This is a genomic window from Chryseobacterium jejuense (genome assembly GCF_900100075.1).
In the GTDB taxonomy this organism is placed as follows: domain Bacteria; phylum Bacteroidota; class Bacteroidia; order Flavobacteriales; family Weeksellaceae; genus Chryseobacterium; species Chryseobacterium jejuense.
Map to the genome: position 1 here is coordinate 100,793 of NZ_FNEG01000010.1, position 19,453 is coordinate 120,245.

At 32.1% G+C, this 19,453-nt stretch carries 16 protein-coding genes and 2 tRNA genes; 8 read left to right on the forward strand and 10 right to left on the reverse strand.

All coding sequences use genetic code 11. From position 1 onward, the window contains the following. Nucleotides 1-2 precede the first annotated feature (2 nt). The 4 genes from BLS98_RS22525 to BLS98_RS22540 all read left to right on the forward strand — a co-directional run bounded on the left by BLS98_RS22525 (nt 3) and on the right by BLS98_RS22540 (nt 2,025). A complete protein-coding gene (locus BLS98_RS22525; RefSeq protein ID WP_089739703.1) occupies nt 3-239 on the forward strand; it encodes a signal peptidase in 237 nt (78 codons plus the stop codon). A 61-nt stretch (nt 240-300) separates the two neighbouring features. Next, complete coding sequence (locus BLS98_RS22530) at nt 301-1,593, forward strand: peroxiredoxin family protein (RefSeq protein WP_089739705.1); 1,293 nt, start codon at nt 301-303, stop codon at nt 1,591-1,593. A 44-nt stretch (nt 1,594-1,637) separates the two neighbouring features. Next, nucleotides 1,638-1,711, forward strand: a tRNA-Met gene (locus BLS98_RS22535). 240 nt (nt 1,712-1,951) lie between these two features. Next, nucleotides 1,952-2,025 (forward strand) — tRNA-Met (locus tag BLS98_RS22540). Between the two features lie 272 nt (nt 2,026-2,297). On the opposite strand, the gene BLS98_RS22545 is transcribed toward BLS98_RS22540, so the two are convergent. The 10 genes from BLS98_RS22545 to BLS98_RS22580 all read right to left on the reverse strand — a co-directional run bounded on the left by BLS98_RS22545 (nt 2,298) and on the right by BLS98_RS22580 (nt 13,585). Continuing rightward, on the reverse strand, nt 2,298-3,596 hold the full coding sequence (locus BLS98_RS22545; RefSeq protein WP_089739754.1) for an HlyD family secretion protein: 1,299 nt from the start codon (nt 3,594-3,596) through the stop codon (nt 2,298-2,300). Between the two features lie 47 nt (nt 3,597-3,643). Beyond that, nucleotides 3,644-3,838 (reverse strand): bacteriocin-like protein, encoded by a 195-nt coding sequence (locus tag BLS98_RS23835; RefSeq protein WP_410493386.1) that lies wholly within the window; start codon nt 3,836-3,838, stop codon nt 3,644-3,646. 70 nt (nt 3,839-3,908) lie between these two features. After that, complete coding sequence (locus BLS98_RS22550) at nt 3,909-6,101, reverse strand: peptidase domain-containing ABC transporter (RefSeq protein WP_089739707.1); 2,193 nt, start codon at nt 6,099-6,101, stop codon at nt 3,909-3,911. Between the two features lie 82 nt (nt 6,102-6,183). Beyond that, on the reverse strand, nt 6,184-6,348 hold the full coding sequence (locus tag BLS98_RS23475) for a bacteriocin-like protein (protein ID WP_164466599.1): 165 nt from the start codon (nt 6,346-6,348) through the stop codon (nt 6,184-6,186). Between the two features lie 94 nt (nt 6,349-6,442). Beyond that, entirely contained in the window at nt 6,443-7,951 is a 1,509-nt protein-coding gene (locus BLS98_RS22555) for a vitamin K epoxide reductase family protein (protein WP_089739708.1), read from the reverse strand. 309 nt (nt 7,952-8,260) lie between these two features. Then, complete coding sequence (gwsS, locus tag BLS98_RS22560) at nt 8,261-9,343, reverse strand: grasp-with-spasm system SPASM domain peptide maturase (RefSeq protein WP_089739710.1); 1,083 nt, start codon at nt 9,341-9,343, stop codon at nt 8,261-8,263. A 224-nt stretch (nt 9,344-9,567) separates the two neighbouring features. Beyond that, entirely contained in the window at nt 9,568-10,467 is a 900-nt protein-coding gene (gene gwsG, locus BLS98_RS22565; RefSeq protein WP_089739711.1) for a grasp-with-spasm system ATP-grasp peptide maturase, read from the reverse strand. Continuing rightward, nucleotides 10,442-11,338 (reverse strand): hypothetical protein, encoded by an 897-nt coding sequence (locus tag BLS98_RS22570; protein ID WP_089739714.1) that lies wholly within the window; start codon nt 11,336-11,338, stop codon nt 10,442-10,444. The genes gwsG and BLS98_RS22570 overlap by 26 nt, the downstream gene beginning before the upstream one ends. 71 nt (nt 11,339-11,409) lie before the next feature. After that, nucleotides 11,410-11,610 (reverse strand): TIGR04139 family peptide modification target, encoded by a 201-nt coding sequence (locus tag BLS98_RS23480; RefSeq protein ID WP_167356275.1) that lies wholly within the window; start codon nt 11,608-11,610, stop codon nt 11,410-11,412. A gap of 244 nt (nt 11,611-11,854) precedes the next feature. Further along, complete coding sequence (locus BLS98_RS22580; RefSeq protein ID WP_167356276.1) at nt 11,855-13,585, reverse strand: helix-turn-helix domain-containing protein; 1,731 nt, start codon at nt 13,583-13,585, stop codon at nt 11,855-11,857. A 216-nt stretch (nt 13,586-13,801) separates the two neighbouring features. Here BLS98_RS22580 and BLS98_RS23485 point away from each other — a divergent pair, with 216 nt between their 5' ends. The 4 genes from BLS98_RS23485 to BLS98_RS22595 are packed head-to-tail and all read left to right on the forward strand — an operon-like array spanning nt 13,802 to nt 19,205. Beyond that, a complete protein-coding gene (locus BLS98_RS23485) occupies nt 13,802-13,969 on the forward strand; it encodes a hypothetical protein (protein ID WP_167356277.1) in 168 nt (55 codons plus the stop codon). Nucleotides 13,970-13,981: 12 nt separating this feature from the next. Continuing rightward, nucleotides 13,982-16,159: a prolyl oligopeptidase family serine peptidase gene (locus BLS98_RS22585; protein ID WP_089739719.1), complete on the forward strand. Its 2,178-nt coding sequence runs from the start codon at nt 13,982-13,984 to the stop codon at nt 16,157-16,159. Next, nucleotides 16,160-18,376, forward strand: coding sequence for a lantibiotic dehydratase family protein (locus BLS98_RS22590; RefSeq protein WP_089739721.1), 2,217 nt, complete (start codon nt 16,160-16,162; stop codon nt 18,374-18,376). Beyond that, complete coding sequence (locus tag BLS98_RS22595) at nt 18,369-19,205, forward strand: thiopeptide-type bacteriocin biosynthesis protein (RefSeq protein ID WP_228425353.1); 837 nt, start codon at nt 18,369-18,371, stop codon at nt 19,203-19,205. Before BLS98_RS22590 ends, BLS98_RS22595 begins: the two co-directional genes overlap by 8 nt. Nucleotides 19,206-19,453 lie beyond the last annotated feature (248 nt).

Sequence of the window (19,453 nt, forward strand, 5' to 3'; positions counted from 1 at the left end):
ATATGAAAACTATAAATAAACTAATATCCGCTCTTTTGCTTTTTGTGGTATCATTTGCTTATGCAGAAGAAAATAATGCTATTCCTCCGGCTCCAGAAGCTGCAGCTAGAGGGGGAATTGGAGGAGGTGGTCCAGGTGCACCATCATCACCAATTGATATGTATGTATATTTGCTTGCTGTAGTAGCGATTGTGTTCATTGCATTCTATACAAAAAAGTATAAAAGTATAAAAGCATAAAATTTTATTAAAATAATATGAAACTCTCTGATTAATCAGAGAGTTTTTTTATTTTTACTCTATGAAAAAGATTTATACACTATCTGCGGTTTTAGCTGCATTTGCACTGCAGGCTCAGTTTACTGTTACAGTTCAAACACCAGCAGATTTTAAAGATCAGGATGCCATTCTATATACACTAAACGGTTCAAAAGATATTATTGTTACCAAAGAACAAAGTAAGAATAATACTTGGACGTTTAAATATCCAAATAATTATATGGGAATGATGAAGATTTACTTCCCTACAACCAATAATACGGTAAGCTTTATTTCTGAAAACAAGAATGTAAATATCAAACTTGATATTCAGAACAATAAAGTGAAGGATGTTATTTATTTGGATGAAGCCAATGAGATAATGAGTAAACAACAGGAAGGTTCTCAAAAGAAGGAGCTTATTCTTCCTGCTTTAAGCCAGATTAAAGAATATTATAAAGATAACACAGACTTTGGAAAAGCTTTGAAAACAGAGATTGACAGGCTTTCCGGTACATCAACTTCCATTGATGCCGCTAAACACCCGTTTATTACTTATTACAACACCAATTACAGTAAGTTCTTGGGAAATTCTACGGATAGTACTAAAAAGCCAGATCAAGATGAAATTATTAACTTCCTGGATAAGTCCAATGATATGCTTGAAAGCTCATCTTTGCTAAGACCTGTTTTGGTGGCTTATTTGAATTCTGGTGGAAATACTAATGTTGCAGGTTCGGTAGATAAGCTTTTAGACCGTTTAAAAGTAGAAACTCCAAGAGGACAGACTGTATTATCTGAGCTTATCGACATTTTTGATGTTTATCAGATGGATGATTTTAAAACCAAATACCTTGGTATGGCTAAAAATCTTAAATGTACCATTAATGATAGATTGGCTTCCACATTGAAATCCAACGCAAATATAGAAATGGGAGCAATATTCCCTAATAATAAGTTCCAGTCGGCAACGAATACTACTGCGAAATCAATTCATGATGTGAAGGCGGATAAGAAAGTTATTGTATTCTGGTCATCTACTTGTTCGCATTGTGAAACTGAACTTCCGAAGCTATTGGAAAAATATAACGACTTAAAAGCAAAAAATATTCAGGTTATTGCTTTGTCTTTAGACGTAGATAAAACTTCTTATTCTAAAAAGATTGCTGCATTTCCATGGATCAATGACTCGGAATTGAGAGGCTGGAACAGTAGTTATGTAGATACCTACAATGTTCATGCAACTCCAACATATTTTATTTTAGATGCTAACAATAAGATAATCAACAAACCAGATCATGTTGGTAATGTTTTAGAATATTTTATGCTAAAATAATTTTGGGAGTGTAAAATATTTTTCTATATTTGCACCACCAAAACGGCGAGGTAGCTCAGTTGGTTAGAGCGCAGGATTCATAACCCTGAGGTCACGGGTTCAATTCCCGTCTTCGCTACAAAAACCGCAATCATTATTAAATGATTGCGGTTTTCATTTTTATGCAATAGCTTTTATTTTTCGAAATTACTTTCGCTTATTGTTACCCGTTCCCCTTAGAAAATGTCATCTGAAGACTTCAGTTTTATTTTAGTTACGCCATCTTCTATACTGTATGTTTCAAGTAAAAGATATTTAAACTTTATTTCCATTATGGAATATAGGTGAAAATATTTTTCTATATTTGCACCACCAAAACGGCGAGGTAGCTCAGTTGGTTAGAGCGCAGGATTCATAACCCTGAGGTCACGGGTTCAATTCCCGTCTTCGCTACAAAAACCGCAATCATTAATAAATGGTTGCGGTTTTCATTTTTGTATAATAGCTTTCATTTTTCGAAATTACTTTTGCTTATTATTACTCGTTCCCCTTAGAAAATGTCATCCGAAAATTTAAGTTACTAGTATATACCGTTTCGTTTTCCTAATATAAATGGTGTTTCAATCTTTATTTCTCTGAATAGAATGGGAATGGAATATATAGCCATAAAAAAGCCGTTTCCTTACATTGAGAAACGGCACATTTTATTTGTTGTAAAGTTTTTACTAAGCCTGGTAACCTAATAGCTTTCTGATTTGATAGAAGAATCTTTCAATAAGTCTTAGATCCTCAGTTACAATTTCTGCACTTCCTCTAAGTTCTTTATCAAATTTCAGATTTTTATTATAGCTTGTTTTTAATCCTTTTGGTAATACTACATCTACATAGTAATTTCCTTTATCATCAGGAATAAGAGATATGTTTTGAACTTTTCCTTCTACAATTCCATATTCCTGGAAACGGTAGTTGTCTAGTTTGATTAACACTTTTTCCCCAGGAAGAATCTTTCCGGAGTTTGCTGTAGGAACAGACATTCTGCCTACTAATTTCTCCTTATTCTTAGGAAGGATAGATACCATGGCTTCACCTGCTTTTACGAACTGATTTTCGCCGAAAAACTGCTGAAAGCTGGCAACACCATCCGTAGATGAAATAACAAGGTAATTTTGCTCCCAAAGTTTTAAAGCTTTTCTTAGTTGTTCAAAAAGCTGTAAGGTTTGTGAAGAATAATTGATTTTGTCTTTTTCTGTATTAATTACTGTTCCGCTTTTGGTTTTGTTAAGGTTGGAAATTCCTTCTTCAGCCTGCGAAATAGAAATATTGATATTTTCAAGATTCTGTTGAGCCTGAAGATATTTGATCTTTTCACTTTCAAGTTCCATCGCAGAGATCACTCCCTGATTGAACAGTTCCTGAGATCGTTGAAAGTTCTTTCTTGTAAGATCATATTTAGCTGATTCCAGACTTTTTTGCTGTTTTAAGGTGGAAATTCTTGCTTTGGACTCAGATAAACTAAGGTTCGTAGCCAGATTTTCAGGTGCATAAGGCTGTAATCTTGTAAAAAGCTCCTCATCTTGGAAAGCTTTTGCAAAACTGTTGTATTCTCCCTGTAATTCACCCAATTTATACCTTGAAGTCTGAGCAATCGGAAAAGAACTAAGCTGATTAGGAGATATTGAATCTACCAATTTTTTTAATGCTATAACATCTTTGTAATTGGCAGCAGACAACATCACCATCAGTACGTCATTCTTTTTTACTTCCTGATGATCTTTTATGAATATTTTTTCAATCTTGGAATTGATTCTCGCTTCTAATTTTTCCGGTGGATTCTGAGAGGTTACTATAATAGGAGCCGGGATGAATTCCGGATATTTTATAATGTAACTCATAACAAAAATGAGCAGGATAATTACGAATATAATGGTGTTCCCCCAGCGGATCATCCAATTGGGAGGCTGCGTAAGGATATCCTGTACACTTTCTGAGCGGAGTTCAATATTGTCTAAAACGTCTTCTTTCATTGTTTTCTGAGGTAAAATTTCCCCCAATATTTCAGGGGGAATATAATTTAAATACGTGGGCAAGTCCCATCATACCATGATGGTGGTGAAGTATCTGCGTCCGGTGGACATTCAAAATGATGCATACGACATGGCATCCAGCTACCAAGACACCATGATCCACAACAGTTGTCATCCGGAATTATTACACCTCCGCTGACAAAAACTAAATCTTTTCTTGAAAGTTTTTTTAGATTTTTCATAATTAATAGATGTTTTTAATTTCCTACTCTATAAGCTTTTCGGATTCCGCTATATATTGATTCTCTTTGGTTAATTTCCTAATTCAAGCTGGTTTCTTACCAATCGGTAATATTCACCGCGAAGGTCTACCAATTCGGCATGGCTGCCTTCTTCTACTACTTTTCCCTTATCCAGCACAATAATCTTATCGGCATGTTTTACAGTGGAAAGCCTGTGGGCAATAACTACGGCTGTTTTACCTCTAAAGAATTGTTCAAGGTTTTCCATGATAACCTTTTCATTATTGGCATCCAATGCAGAGGTAGCTTCATCAAATAAAATATATTCCGGAGATTTATAAACGGCTCTTGCAATGAAAAGTCTTTGCTTTTGTCCGCCACTTACTCCAACTCCTTCATTTCCGATTTTTGTGTTATAACTTAGCGGAAGCCCTTCCACAAATTCTTTGATATTGGCTATTTCTACTGCACGTCTTAGTTTCTTTTTATCAATATGATCTTCACCAACAGCAATATTATTGGCAATCGTATCATTGAATACATATCCTTCCTGCATTACAACCCCGCAATGGTCTCTCCAGAATCGGGGAGAAATGTTCTTTAGTGCGGTATTTCCGATCTTGATATCTCCTTGGTCTGGTTCATAAAACTTCATCAGAAGTTTCAGTAAGGTTGTTTTTCCACTTCCACTGGCTCCCACAATTGCGGTAGTTTTCTGATACGGAATAGTAAGGCTTAGATTCTCAAAAACCGGAACATCAGATCCGATGTATCTGAATGACATATCGGTAACCTCAATATCTTTTTGTGGTATTTCCATGGCATATTGTTCGTCCTTACTTTCTTCATCTTCTTTATCATGAATTTCGCCCAATCTTTCCAGAGAGATTTTGGCATCCTGAGTTTGTTTAATAAAGTCAATAAGCTGAAGAAGCGGGCTATTCAGCTGTCCGATGATATATTGAACAGAAAGCATCATCCCTAAGGTTAAGTTTCCGCTTAATACCAATTTTGCAGACAGGAAACTTACCAGAATATCTTTCATCTGATTAATGAAGTTTCCTCCTACAGACTGCCATTGTTCTAAAGACAATGATTTTATTCTGATTTTAAATAATTTTACCTGCAGGAATTCCCAATCCCATCTTTTTTGCTTTTCGGCATTATGCATTTTGATTTCCTGCATTCCGTTGATAAGCTCAATTACTTTACTCTGTTCCTGAGAAACCTGGGAAAATCTTTTGTAATCAAGTTCTTTTCTCTTTTTAAGGAAGAAACTGATCCATCCGATATAGGCTACTGCACCAACAAGATAAACTATGAAAAGTCTGTAATCATAAAATAAAAGGACAATACTGAAGATAATCAGATTGACTAATGAAAACAGTGTGTTTAGTGAAGAACTCGTAAGGAGCTGTTCTATTCTGTGGTGGTCATTGATCCTTTGCATAATATCTCCAGTCATTCTGGTATCAAAGAAGCTGATAGGAAGTTTCATCAGTTTGATAAAGAAATCGGAAATAATTGAAATATTGATTCTGGCAGAAAGATGGAGAAGAATCCAGCTTCGAATAGTCTCAATACCCATTCTGCCGAAGAATAACATAATTTGTGCAAGCAGGACAAGATAAATAAAGTTAATATCCTGATTCTGTATTCCGACGTCTACAATACTCTGGGTAAGAAACGGAAAAACCAAGGATAGTAAACTTCCTGCGAGAAGCCCTACTGCAAGTTGAATAACAAGCGATTTGTATTTAAGAAGATATTTGGAAAGAAAAGAAAAGCTGGCTTTACTTTCTTCATTATCAAATTCGGTTTGAAAGAATGCAGGTGTTGTTTCCAGTATAAGGGCTATTCCTTCCTCAGTGTTTTCATTGGCATTTTCCCCGATCCATGCTTTGATAAATTCTTCCTGATTGTAGGTAATCAGTCCGTAGCTGGGATCAGAGATGTAGATCTTGTTATTTTTATCAACCTTATAAACAACCACAAAGTGATTTTTATTCCAGTGTGCAACACATGGAAGCGGAACTTCTTCTACGAGGGTTTTAAAGTCGACCTGAACTCCTAATGAACGGAAACCCAAATTCTCTGCAGCATCACTTAAGCCAAGAAGGCTGCTTCCTTCACGGGTAGTTTCAGAAAGGGCCCGGATTTGTTGCAGGGATATACTTTTACCGTAATATTTACTTACAATTCTAAGACATGTAGGTCCACAGTCTTTAGTGTCTGGTTGTTTATAAAAAGGAAATTTTCTCAAAACTAATAATCATTATAAAATGCCGTCATATTCTGACGACATTTTTGCTTTATTCAATATTATAATTCAATGAAATGGCAGGCTAGTAGTAGCACCATTTGTTACATGCATTTATTGCTCCCTCCTTAGGTGGGTTAATCTTGGATTCGCAATAGCTTGCTTCACTTTGAATTCTTGCACATTCCTGAGTAATGCCGCCTTTCAGTATTCTTAGGCCTTCTCTTGAAAGTTTTTTTAGATTTTTCATAATAAATAGTTTTTGGTTTACCTACTCTTTTATAGCTTTTCGGATACCGCTTTTATTTTTCCTAAGATAGTGAATTTTGAATCACTGATTATGATTAAATTTCGTCGTCTTCTATTAATTCATCAACAAAGAATACAATATCTTCCCTGTCATATTTTTCCGGGAACTGGTAGCCATTAATCACAAGAATAGGAGTGAAGTTAAGTCCTGCATTACTGTTTTCTACAGTCATCTGGTTTAATGAATCCAGGTTTTCTGATGTAGGAACTCCTCCGGACAGCATATTAATTTTGCTTTCATCTCTTGTTTCGAACCATTCTTCTACTGCATGCAGGAATTCATTTTCCGGTTTATTGTTGTAGATATAGGCAAGATCTGAGATTAATGCATCGTATTTTTCATTAGATCTTTCTGAAGTATAATTGAATCTCATTTGTAAGGAAACATCCTCAGGATATTTCTTTAAAAGACTTTCTGCCAGTTTATGACCATCTTTACAGAAACCACAGTAAGGATTTGAAATAACGGAAATACGAATTCTTGCATCCTTTTTCCCCACTGAAAATGTATCAGTATCCTGAAATTCTATTTTATCTTTTTCTAATAGCTGACTTTTGAATAGTTCATAGTTTCTTTTGAATCTAAGATTTTTAGCATTGTTTTTTTGAAGTTCTTCTTTTTGCTCAAGAAGAGTATTGAAATACATTACTGCAGAAAAAATCATTGCCCATAAAATAACTGTAAGTAAAAGGGCACCAACTCCAAAAGTAAGATTCTGGAAAAAGAAAGCGCTGATCACTAATTGTCCAACCAGGATAGAGATAATTAACAGACAAACTCTACAAAATGTTTTTTCAACAAAAGCCTGAACATATAGGGAATAACCAATAGCAAGTATAGAAACAAAAGTAAATCCTTTTACAATATAAGCTGTAGCTGGTAAAAATAATCCTAATATGGCTAATCCTGTAAAGTAGATGAGCGAAAAGTCTGAAAACTTTAATCCTAAAATACTGGTTTTATCTTGTTTGATAATCCTGTCACATGAATTCGCTGTTTGGGTTGCAGGAGCAGCTCCACAAATACTTCCAATGACAGCAGATGTATTTCCAAATTTCTGATTGAATAGTTCCAATGAAATATAAACACCAGCTAATGAAAGAAGATTAAAGATTGCTTCAAGTGGCCCTTGATATATAAATGAATAGATAAGAATCACTGCAAAAACAGCATATAGAATGGGTTTGAAATTGAAAGCTGTTTTATTTTCAACATTCTCAGCCTTTTCAAACAGGAGTACAAAGTCTGAAGAGTTCTTGTAAAGCTCCTCTTTTCCTAGTGTTTTTGCTTTTTCAGAATACACAGAATAGTTGCTTCCTGATTTTTTCACTAATGAGAAAGCGTTGTCAACAATTGCAATAAACTCTTCAGGAAGCTCGTCCCAGTACTCTTTATCAAGCTGATAGGCATCGTTTTTTACTCCCAAAAAGTTTAAAGTATCACTGAAAGCTAATGCAGACGGATAATTGGGATGAGAATTGAACTGGAAAATAAATTCCTGTTTATCAAGTTTTAGGTAGTTAATTAGTTTATCAAAAATCATATTAATATTTTCATCTAAAATACACAGATGTTTTAAATTAACAAAAAAATTTTTCTTTTATCAGTGAGATATAACCTACAGGTGGTAGATATAGTTTGAATTTCAATATTTTATTTTTCAGAATTTGGTCTGAAAAGCATTTTTATCTGCTATAATATAAATCTGAAGTAAAAATATCAAATAGAAATTTTCTGATTGGTGGGTATCCCATTTTCCCACAGATGCATATAAAGATTTTCATGGTTAATGTTTACATTCATAATTAGCGCATCTGTGGGATTTGGAATAACCAACTTGTGTTCTGTCTTTTTAATTTGGAATATTTTCCCTATTGTAATGTTTCAAAGCCTTTTGTTTCAAAGGATTTTTACTCCAGTCTTCCCATATTCCTGTATAAGGGTCATATCCACATTTTAAAGGTTTTGAAATATCAAGGCCTTCTTTATTCTTGTGGGTTCTTGCTGTATACGCGCGGCAATCGGTGCAGATATAGCGAAACTCACAATCTTTACAAGTTTCTATTTTGTCCTTAGTGAGGTTCCAATATTTTTTGAAATCACTTTGTATCAGAACCTCTTCAAGACTGGATTGATGGATATTTCCAAACTTTTCGGACATTAAAGGGCAGTTTTTTATATTTCCATCTATATCAATTCCCATTTTTTTGTGTAAACAGGAATTATGGTTGATTGCTTCAAGAACCTTTGGAAGGTTAGTATTGAAATATTTTAGATCTACTTTTCCGCAAGCGGATATTTTGATGTTTTCATGGTTAAAGTTGATACTAAACCTAAATATTTCTTTAGTCTTAAAAGGAATCTCTTTGCAGTTATAAAAAATGAAATTATAAATTCTTGTGGTTGATTGATTAAGGATTTGAAAAAACTCTTTATCTAAGGCATTATGAAATGGAGCGTATATTTCTATACCTTCTAAAACTGAGTCTTTAAATTTATCGTCGATCTCCTGATATTCTTCAAGAGAAAGTCCTTTAGTACAATAAATTACTAAATGTTTTATGCCTAAATTGTTGATAGAGTTTTTTATTTTGTCGAGAATAATGACATTATCAATTTCAATGAAAACATTTGAGATCTTGCTTACTTCTTGAAATTCATAGGATAATGGAGGGAAATTCCTATCCCAATCCCCATTAGTTATAAAACCATATTCTTTTTCAAGCAGAAAATCTATATATTCATAAATGATCTCTTTAGAATCATTATCATAATTTTCTAAGATGTTTTCAATAGAATCATTCTTCAGCTCTTCAATAATATCATTTAATTCCAAAGGATATAGATCAGAAGTATTTCTCTGGAGATCAGATACCAGTATTCTCTGGGCTCCTTTCGTGATTAAAATATTACTGAATAAGTTGAAAAATTTCATAATAGTCTTGTAAGTGGTTTGTATGGTTTTTCTATGGTAATAAAATCAGTTTGAAACTTGCTACACGACATAAAATAAATTCTTTTACGGCGTTTTTGTGATTTTTTAATAACTTCTGCATAAGTAAAAGTAAGAGGTAATTTGTGGTTTTCTTTAAAGCTATTCTTCATAGATCATAATATTTGTAGTCAACAGGATAAGTTATGTATGTCAGCTGAAAATAATTACAAATAACATGCGATCTCTTTTTCTAAAGAATAATTACAAATTAATGATAACCCTAAAAATTGCCCTATGGGATTAACTTCTAAGAAATAATATTTATCTCCACTTTTGAGCAAATCCAGCGAACCACAGTTTAAGTCCAAAGATTGCATTAGCAGATGTATTTTTTTTTCAATATCAGTAGGAAGTTTATATGGGACGTTTCTGTTGGGCTTTTTATCATTATATTTTCTGAAATCAATCTGAGTCTGTTCATCGTTTTGTGAAATGATTGCAATAGACCATATTCTTCCATTCAGGTAAAAACATCGAATTTCAAAATCCTTTTCTATTTTTTCCTGAAAAAAAGAAATGAAAAAGGGATTCTCTTCTCTTTCTTCAACAATAGAAGTATACATCAACAGTTCTGAATTTTCATAAGATTCTACACCTGCAACTCCTGTAATAGACTTTGTAATGGTTTTTCCTATCGTTACTTGATCTGTATTTTCTGACAGAAAATAAGACGGGACATCCAGGCCAACCTCTTGTGCCAATTCTAAGACCTGAAGTTTGTTGACATTGCTGTTGCTTTGTTTATTTATGCATTTTTTAGATTCAAGCTTTTTAATTACATAATCTTCTAGCCAATGCTGATGTTCATTCATATATGAATTTATAGAAGAATTGTTATATTTTAATCTTTTAAATTTTAATCCTCCTCTTCTATACCATACGCTGGTTATATCATCGATAAAAAAACTGTTTCTCGAACTCTCAATATAGATCCTCTTATTGTTTGTTTTAATTTCAAAAAATTCATCTTCATGAACACGGATAAATTTTTTGCCCATTGCTAATAACCATTTGATAACCTCATTGGTAGTTGTTTCCCTATTCCTTGATAAGATTAATATCATTTGTCTTGAGTTTTTTTAAAAAATCTTTTTTAATGATAGCTGTATGTTTCAAACTTGGAAGCCCTATACTTTTCCTATGGCGATCAATTGTAACAGAATCTATTTCTTTTAGGAAAGTTCTTCCCATCCCATAATATGTACCTTTACCAGGAGTGAAATCATGAGCATCTACCATCATTGAATAATCAAGGGGAGGGCAGTCTCCGGATTGTACATATTCTAATATTTTGGGCTGTAAATAAGGATAAAGAATCTTTGATTCCGACATATGACTAATCAGTGTAAGCATTGGCCCTTCTCCTATTTTATCTTTTGATGGAAATCCGAAATTTTCAAAGGTCCATTTAAAAAGGCGGGCATTTTTTTCAACATTTTTTCTGACTAAAGCGGTATCATAAGGCCGTCCTTCCTGATCTCTTTTAAACGCTATCCTGAAAGAATCAATGAGTTGTTTATTTAAATTATTCTTCCAGTCCTTTATTTTTTGTTGAACCTCAGTGTTATCTATACCATACTTCTCAAAAAGTGGAAGGTATTCTTTATATTGTTGATCAGATGGTGCTATCAGGGAGATTAAGTGATATAAACTTTTCTTTCCTCCAAAATCCTCATTGTATTGATCCGCAAGTGTAATGTAAGTTGCATATTCCTCAATACGCTCCTGATTTTTAGGAGCATATTCTTTGAAAAGCTCCTGATACTCTTTTATAGCAGCTTTAGGATTGTTAGCTAGTCTAAATGTACTATCGGTTTTATTAACTTCATTGTAGTAAATAATGTAATTCTTTTTACAAGAAGATAAAATAAAAAGACAGATTATCAATGTTAAGATACGAGCTGATTTAAATGAATTATATTGTAAGAAATTCATACTTTATCACATTTTTTAATAATACAAATTTAGAATAGAAGAGGGAAAACTCCCTCTTCTATTTTTTTATATTATCCGGCACATAGCCAAGCTCTTCCCTTGTAACCACCAGTTCCGCCTACTCCTTCATAATAGTCAGTTTCTCCACATCCTGCAGAGTTTACAAGATCAGATTTGATAGCATAACCTCCATTTACTGATTTTAGCTCGTCTCTATTTAGCTTTTTGTTTTCAGAAGAGAAAGCTCTCTTCATTCCTGTTAATTTTTTCATTGTTAGAATTTTTTTAATTAATACTTTGTCTGTTTGCCATATTATCCCTGGCGAAGGATGATGAAAGCTGATCAGCTTATATTTAGATTTTGTACTGTACACATACAAAAAATAAATCATTGTGTTTTTACCTGAAGCAAACATACACAAGTAGAAATCATAAAAAAAGTCCTGGGGTTTTAGATTTATAAATCTATAAATGTAAATTTATAAAAAACAGATTATTCAGTAGTCTGTGAATTAGTTAGTTAGGGTTGTTTTGAGAATCGTTTAAACTATCGATTTCTTTAATGTACATAGAGAGTGTAGTGCCTGTTTTTTTCTTAAAAGCTAAAGAAAATGCTTGCTCATTGTTGTATCCAAGCTCTTCAGCAATGACAGATAATTTGTAGGAACGAAATTTTTTATCTTTTACTAATCTGTTTAAGGCAAAATCAATACGGAGGTCATTAAGATAAGCTGCAAAGTTTTTTCCTTTGTAGGTATTAATAATTTCGGATAAATAAGTAGTATTGGTTTTTATACTTTTTGCTAAACTAGCTAATGTAATGCCTTTTTTTAAATAAAGCTCTTTTGTTTCAAAAGTGGTTAGTTCTTTTAATATAAACTGAGCAACATCTTCTGATATTGTTTTTTGATTTTTATTTTCTATGTCAATTTGCTTTGGAATTTGTACCTGAGATATAAGCACTACATTATCTATTTTAGCTGGTTCCGGATCTCGTTTTTCTATTGAGATAATTAGATCCTGAGCAATTTTTCTATGCTGCTGTTCTGTTTTTTTAGTCTTATAGTAAAGATATGTAATGAAAATAAGTACTAAGAATAGTATGCTAATAGATAGATAGAGTATCTTTTTTCTCATTTTTAATTCTCCAATGATATTTTCTTTTTCTTGCAAAAGATTGGGAGTATCATACTTTCTAGGTATTTCTGTTGAAAGGTATTTGAACTGCTCATCGAGTTTATGATCTACCTTTAAAAAGCGTTCAATGTAATAAAGCTGTTTTTCTTTATCATTATTTTCTTTATAGTGATCAATAAGAAAAGTATATACATCTCTTAATTCAGGAAATGTATAACCACTTTTTGAAATAATAGAGTCTAGCTTTGTGTAGTTTTCAACTGCTTTTGTTTTATCTTTTAAGCCTTCATAAGATTTACCAATATTTAAAAGACTATAGTTCATATTCTGATCTTGAACCCCGGAAAAATATTTATAAGCCGCTAAAAAGTTTTTAGCAGCAATATCATATTTTTTTAGTTTTAAATTGTATGCCCCTACGTAATAAATATATTGATGATGGACATATTTATTTGTGAAAGCTAATGGAGTTTTTAATCCTTCCTTGATTAGAATATTTGCAGAATCCAATTTATTGAGCTCAATATAACAGTATATAAGGCTTATACGCATTTGATTATGTTGGGATTCATCTGTAATATCATTGCCATTATATAAATAGTATCTGAACGTTTTGGCAGCATCAGCATTTTTGCCAATGTAGCTATTCAGATAAGCAATGTCCATATTAGCATATGCAGTCTGTTTCTGATCTTTTTGATCTTTTGCGTATTGCAGTCCTAAAATATAATTATCTAAAGCTTTTTTTAAATTATCATGTTTGTAATAAAGATTTCCCTTCATTAGATAAGTCTGAGATGGGTATTTTGTTCCTTTTAAATTTTTTGTAACTGTTGCTGTGCTGTCAAGATATTTTAGAGCATTTGAAAGATTTTCGTTAAAATGAATAAGCACATATCCGTCGGCTATTTGAAGAGTATTTTGTTCTTTTTTTGCTTTTTGGAGGTAATATTGGGCTATAATTTTAGATTGATCGGTCTTTATATTCTCATAATAGTTATAAAATTTATTTTTCAATTCTTTATAACTAAATGTTTTTAAACTATCAATTTTGTCATTCTGTGCGTAACATAAATTACTCAGAAAAATAAATATAAATAAGGCTTTCAATCTCATTATTTCATAAATACATTACAAATTTACATTTTTTAATCCATAAAAAAATTAACAATAAATAGGTGAAATTTGTCATTGTTTATCATATTGTTATGCTATTGTTGTATTCTATTTGGACTTTGAATTTATAAATCTATAGTATAAAATTTTATTTGAATTTAAAAATATTACTTTCTTTGTAAAAAGTAATATTTAAATATCAACCAAGCTATGAAAAAGAAAATTAAAGAAGAAAAGAAGTTATCTTTAAAAAAGATGCAATTGATGAAACCAAATCAGATGAAAATCATTAACGGAGGAGGTATTGCCCTTGCCGGTTTGAATGATGAAAATGATGATCCTGTTCCTACACCTCTTCAAACTCCAAGTGGTAAATAATTTTTAGGAATAATGAAAATAAAAATATTTGTTATTATCTGTTTATTATCTGTTTTCATTAACGCTCAAAAAACAAATTTAGCTCCCTCAAAACCTGTTACTGATAGGTATTTTGAAACTAATATTGTTGATGAATACAGAAATCTGGAAAATGTTGAAGATACCCAAACTCTTAATTGGATGAAGTCTCAGACTGCTTACACCAATTCTGTTCTTAATCTGATTCCTAAAAAGAATTATTATTTAGAGAAAAGACTGGAGATTGATAAAAGGCAAGGTAATTCTGTATCTAATTTAAAAATATCAGGTAGTAATAAATATTTCTATTTAAAGAAAAACGGGGATGAAAAAGTAGATAAATTGTATTATCGGGATGGATTTTCCGGTAAGGAAAAATTGCTTTATGATCCTGCTAATTACAAAAGCTCAGAAGGCAATCACAATTTTGTTATCAATCATATAAGTCCAAGTTGGGACGGTAGTAAAATTGCTATTTCAATGTCTGAAAAAGGAAATGAATTAGCAGATGTAATTATTATGGATGTTAAAACAAAATATATTCATCCTGAAATTATTACGAATGGCGCTCCTGCTTCCTTTGATGGAATAAGATGGACAGATGATAACAGTGGTTTTTTCTATGTGGCATTTTCGGTGACAGATCCTAAGTCTAAAAATTTCTATAGAAATACCCGGACCGTTTTATATAAAATAGGTACAGATCCTAATTCTATTCGTGAGGTTTTTTCTGCCAAGAATAACCCTAATCTAAACATAAGTGAGGATCAGTTTCCTATGATTTTGAACTTTGACTTAGATCAGGATTATTATATAGGAATGGTAGTAGATTATCAAACCTATAGAAAAACATATAGTATTAAGAAAAAAGATTTATTGGAAGGTAAGAATAATTGGCAAGCACTATCTGACCCTAGCGATAAAGCAAAGAATTTAGATATACGAAAAGATCAGATTATCTTTTTATCAAGCTATAATTCTCCTTTTGTTAAGCTTTGTAAAACCAATATTAAAAACCCTGATTTCAAAAATGCAGAGGTTTTAGTCCCTGAAAAGAAGGATGAAATCATTAAAAGTTATCGAGTAACAAAAGATGGTATTTATTATACTACTACCCGAAATGGAGTAGAAGCTAAATTATATTTATATAAAGATGGAAAAGATAACCCCATCAAACTTCCTTATGCATCTGGAAATATTGGATTAGAAAATAAAGGTGAAAAGTTTTCAGATATATGGATCACATGTTCTGGTTGGGCAAATGACGAGCAACGTTTTAGCTATGATGTAAAAACAAATACTTTCAAACCGGAAAATCTTTCTCCTGTCGCAGAATATCCTGAATTTAAAAATATTGTAGTTAAAGAAATTACTATAAAAGCAAGGGATGGTGAAGAAGTTCCTGTCTCCTTAATTTATAATAAAGACATCATAAGAAATAGTCAAAACCCAGTTTTAATTGACAGCTATGGATCTTATGGAATATCCAGCACTCCTTTTTTTGCAAAAACTTATTTATTATGGGTAAATGAAGGAGGTATGGTTGCTATTGCCCATGTAAGAGGAGGAAGTGAAAAGGGAGATCAATGGCGTTTAGCAGGCTTTAAAGGAACAAAACCTAATACCTGGAGAGATTTAATAGACTGTACAGAATATTTAATAAGTGAAAAGTATACTTCAAAAGAGAAAGTGGCTATCTGGGGAGCAAGCGCTGGAGGAATTACTGTAGGCCGGGCAATGACTGAAAGACCCGATCTTTTTAAAGCCGTTATTGCGGAAGTAGGAGCGTTGAATATGATTAGAGATGAAGCAGCAGTTAATAGCCAGCCAAAAGAATTCGGTTCTGTAAAAGATCCTGAAGAATTTAAAGGGCTGTTAGAGATGGACGCTTATCATCATATTAAGAAAGGAACAAAATACCCTGCTACTTTTATCACTGCAGGTATGAACGATCAGAGAGTAACTCCATGGATGCCTACAAAATTTGGAGCTAAATTAATAGCAGATAATACTTCTGATAGTCCCATCCTGCTGAAAATTGATTTTGAAGGAGGCCATGCAGGTAATGTACCCATAGCACAACGATATGCTAACATAGGAGATATGTTTGAATTTGCATTCTGGCAATTGGGGCATCCTGACTATCAACCTAAAGAAGAAATTAAAAAGTAAATGTCTCGTTTTCCCTATCAATTTTTCGATGAATATATTGTTCGTACTCCTTTATTTTCAAGCAGAAAATTTCTTGAAGTAATAAATAAAGACGAAATTTCAGATGAAGAATTAAAAATTAAATTTGCTGATCATTCAGAATTTCTGGAAGCCATTTATTTGGCTTCACCTGATTTGCATGAGGAAATTACCAGATGGCTTCACGCAGAAAAATCACTTTCACAAAAAGAACACCAAAAATTAAAACATACTTTATTAAAATATTATAGCCGAATGAGTACCCGTTGTACTCCATTCGGCTTATTTTCTGGAGTTGGGTTGGGGAAATTTAATGAAGATTATAAAAATAGAGTATCACGTGAAGATAATTTATATGCAGACTATTTAGTTAGGGATACGAAATTGGATATGTATTTTCTGGTATCTCTGGCTCAATACTTTGTAAAAACGCTGGAAATAAGAAATAAGCTTTTATTTTATCCTAATAATACGATTTATAGAGTAGGAACAAAAATCCGATATATAGAATATCAATATTTAGGTGGGAAAAGGGATTATATTATCTCATCGGCCCCACTGTCTGATGAATTAAAAGATGTATTACAATTTTCAAAACAAGGGAAGACAATACAGGAACTTACAGATATTCTGATTTCGGAAGAAATAACCAGAGAAGATGCATCAGAATTTATAGATGAGCTAATCGATAATCAGGTTCTCACAAGCGAAATTGAGCCTAATGTTTCAGGAAGAGACTTTTTAGATACTATAATTTCTGTTTTACAAAGACTCAAAGCAAATGAAGCTGATATTTTAATTTCTATAAAAAGTAAGTTGGATGCATTAGATCAGAATATTGGTAATCCTACTTCAAACTATGCTGAGATTGAGAAACTCATTGCATCTTTTGAGATAGAATATGAGCAAAAATATTTGTTTCAAACCGACTTATATCATAAAGATAAAGCGACCTTATCACCCTCTTGGAAAAAAGAGATTAAAATAGCCTTTAGTTTTTTGAATAAAATAATTCTACCTTCAAAAGATATCCGCTTGGAAAAATTCAAAAGGGCATTTAATGAAAGATTTGAAGGGCAGGAGTTACCCTTACAGTATGTTCTTGATTCTGAAATCGGTCTTGGTTATAAGCAAAGTGCTTCATTAAAAGGAATTCATTCTTACTTAGATGACTTAATACTTCCAGGTTCTGAAATAAATAACAATCTAAGTATTGAACTTAACCCGGTTCAAAAGGTTCTTAACGAAAAATTACAGGATGCATTATTAGAAAGCCAATACAAGATAGAGTTATCTGATGATGATTTTAAGGAATTAGATGAGAAATGGGATGATCTGCCTGATACGATATCTTTTATGACGGAGATTATTTCAGACGATGATCAAGAAAAATTATTTTTAAATGGGAGTACAGGAAGCAGTGCTGCAAATTTATTAGGAAGATTTTGTTCTGAGAAATCAGAAATACATAAGTTAACAAGAACTATTGCTGATAAAGAAGAAAGTCTGAATCCCGAGTACATTTTAGCAGAAGTTATTCATTTGCCTGAAGCCAGAATAGGAAATGTGGTGAGAAGGCCTACCATAAGACCGTATGAGATTCCTTATATGGCACAGTCTGTTGTACCGGAGGAAAATCAAATAGCTGTGGATGATCTTTATATCTCATTGCAAAATAATAGAATTGTTTTACGATCTAAAAGACTTAATAAAGAAATAAGACCCTATTTGACGAATGCTCATAACTATTTTCATAATACACTGCCGGTTTATCACTTTCTTTCTGACCTTTATTCCCAGGAAATAAGAAATGGATTACATTTTAACTGGGGTGGACTGAAGGATATTTATAAGTTTTTCCCAAGAGTAGAATATAAAAATATTATCCTTTCAAAAGCTTCCTGGAAGATCTTTGATAAAGATATTTCCTTTTCAGAACAATTAATTTTAGATAAAGAATGCTTTTTATCTGAATTGAAAAACTGGAGAATTAAAAGGAAAATTCCTGCAAGGATACAGTGGGTAGAATCGGATAATACTTTAATGCTTAATCTTGAAAATTATGATATGGCCACTCTTTTTATTCACACGATTAAAAAGAAAAAAATAATCATGATAGAAGAGTTTTTGTTTAATGAGAATGAAAGGTTTAAGTATGAATTTGTTTTTCCAATGTATAAAATAAATACTGATGAATAGAAAGTTTATTCCCGGAAGCGAGTGGCTGTATGTCAAGATTTATACAGGAGTAAAAACTGCAGATATTATTTTGGAAGAAGCTGTAATACCTTTATTGCAACAACTTCAGGAGGAAGATTTAATTAAAAAATGGTTTTTTATCCGTTATAATGATCCGCGGGTTCATCTTCGGCTTCGTTTTGAACTTTCAGAACTTAAGCATTTTACTAAGGTTCTTTCATTAGTAAATGGTTATTTGCAGGAATATAGAGATTCCGGAGAAATATCGGAATTTATGATAGACATTTATCAGCGGGAAATTGAGCGGTATGGAGAAGCAACAATGGAAGAAGCTGAGTTTTTATTTTGGAAGAGCAGCGAGAGTATCCTTTATGAATTCCTTCATTTTGATGATGAAGAAAAAATTATAGTATCTCTTTATTATATAGATAAGCTATTAGAATGCCTTGGGTTGTCCATTCAGGAAAAATTAAGTTGGATCAAAGAGCTTAATCTTGCTTTTAAGGAGGAGTTTAACGCTGAAAAAAAACTCAACAATCAGCTGGATAAAAAATATAGAATATTTATTATTAAATATCTTGAGTTTATTGAGTCAGACGATTATATTCCTTTTAGAACTGTTATTTTAGATAATATTCAAGAGTCTAAAGGAGTCCTGCAATACATAAAACAGCATTCAAATTCTCTTCAAAGCCTTTTTTCCAGTGTATTCCATATGCATATCAATAGAATGTTTGTTTCAAATCAACGACTTTTTGAAATGGTTATTTATGATTATCTGTTCAGATACTACAAGACCCTTATTTTTAAAAATAGCGGAACTATATAGTAGTGATAAGTTCACTGTATAACCTAATTCCATATACCATTATTTTGATTATTATTTTTGATTCAGACTCACGTTTGATCTCTTATAAAAGTACCTTTAAAATTTAGCGACCCAAAAGGGTTGGAATAGTAGAGATATTTTAAATTTTTAGTAGAATAACTCTAATTTTTCCATCACTTAAAATTAAGGATAAATGGAATATTTTATATTTAAACAAATGTTTGATTTTGTATATTTTTCGCAGTTTA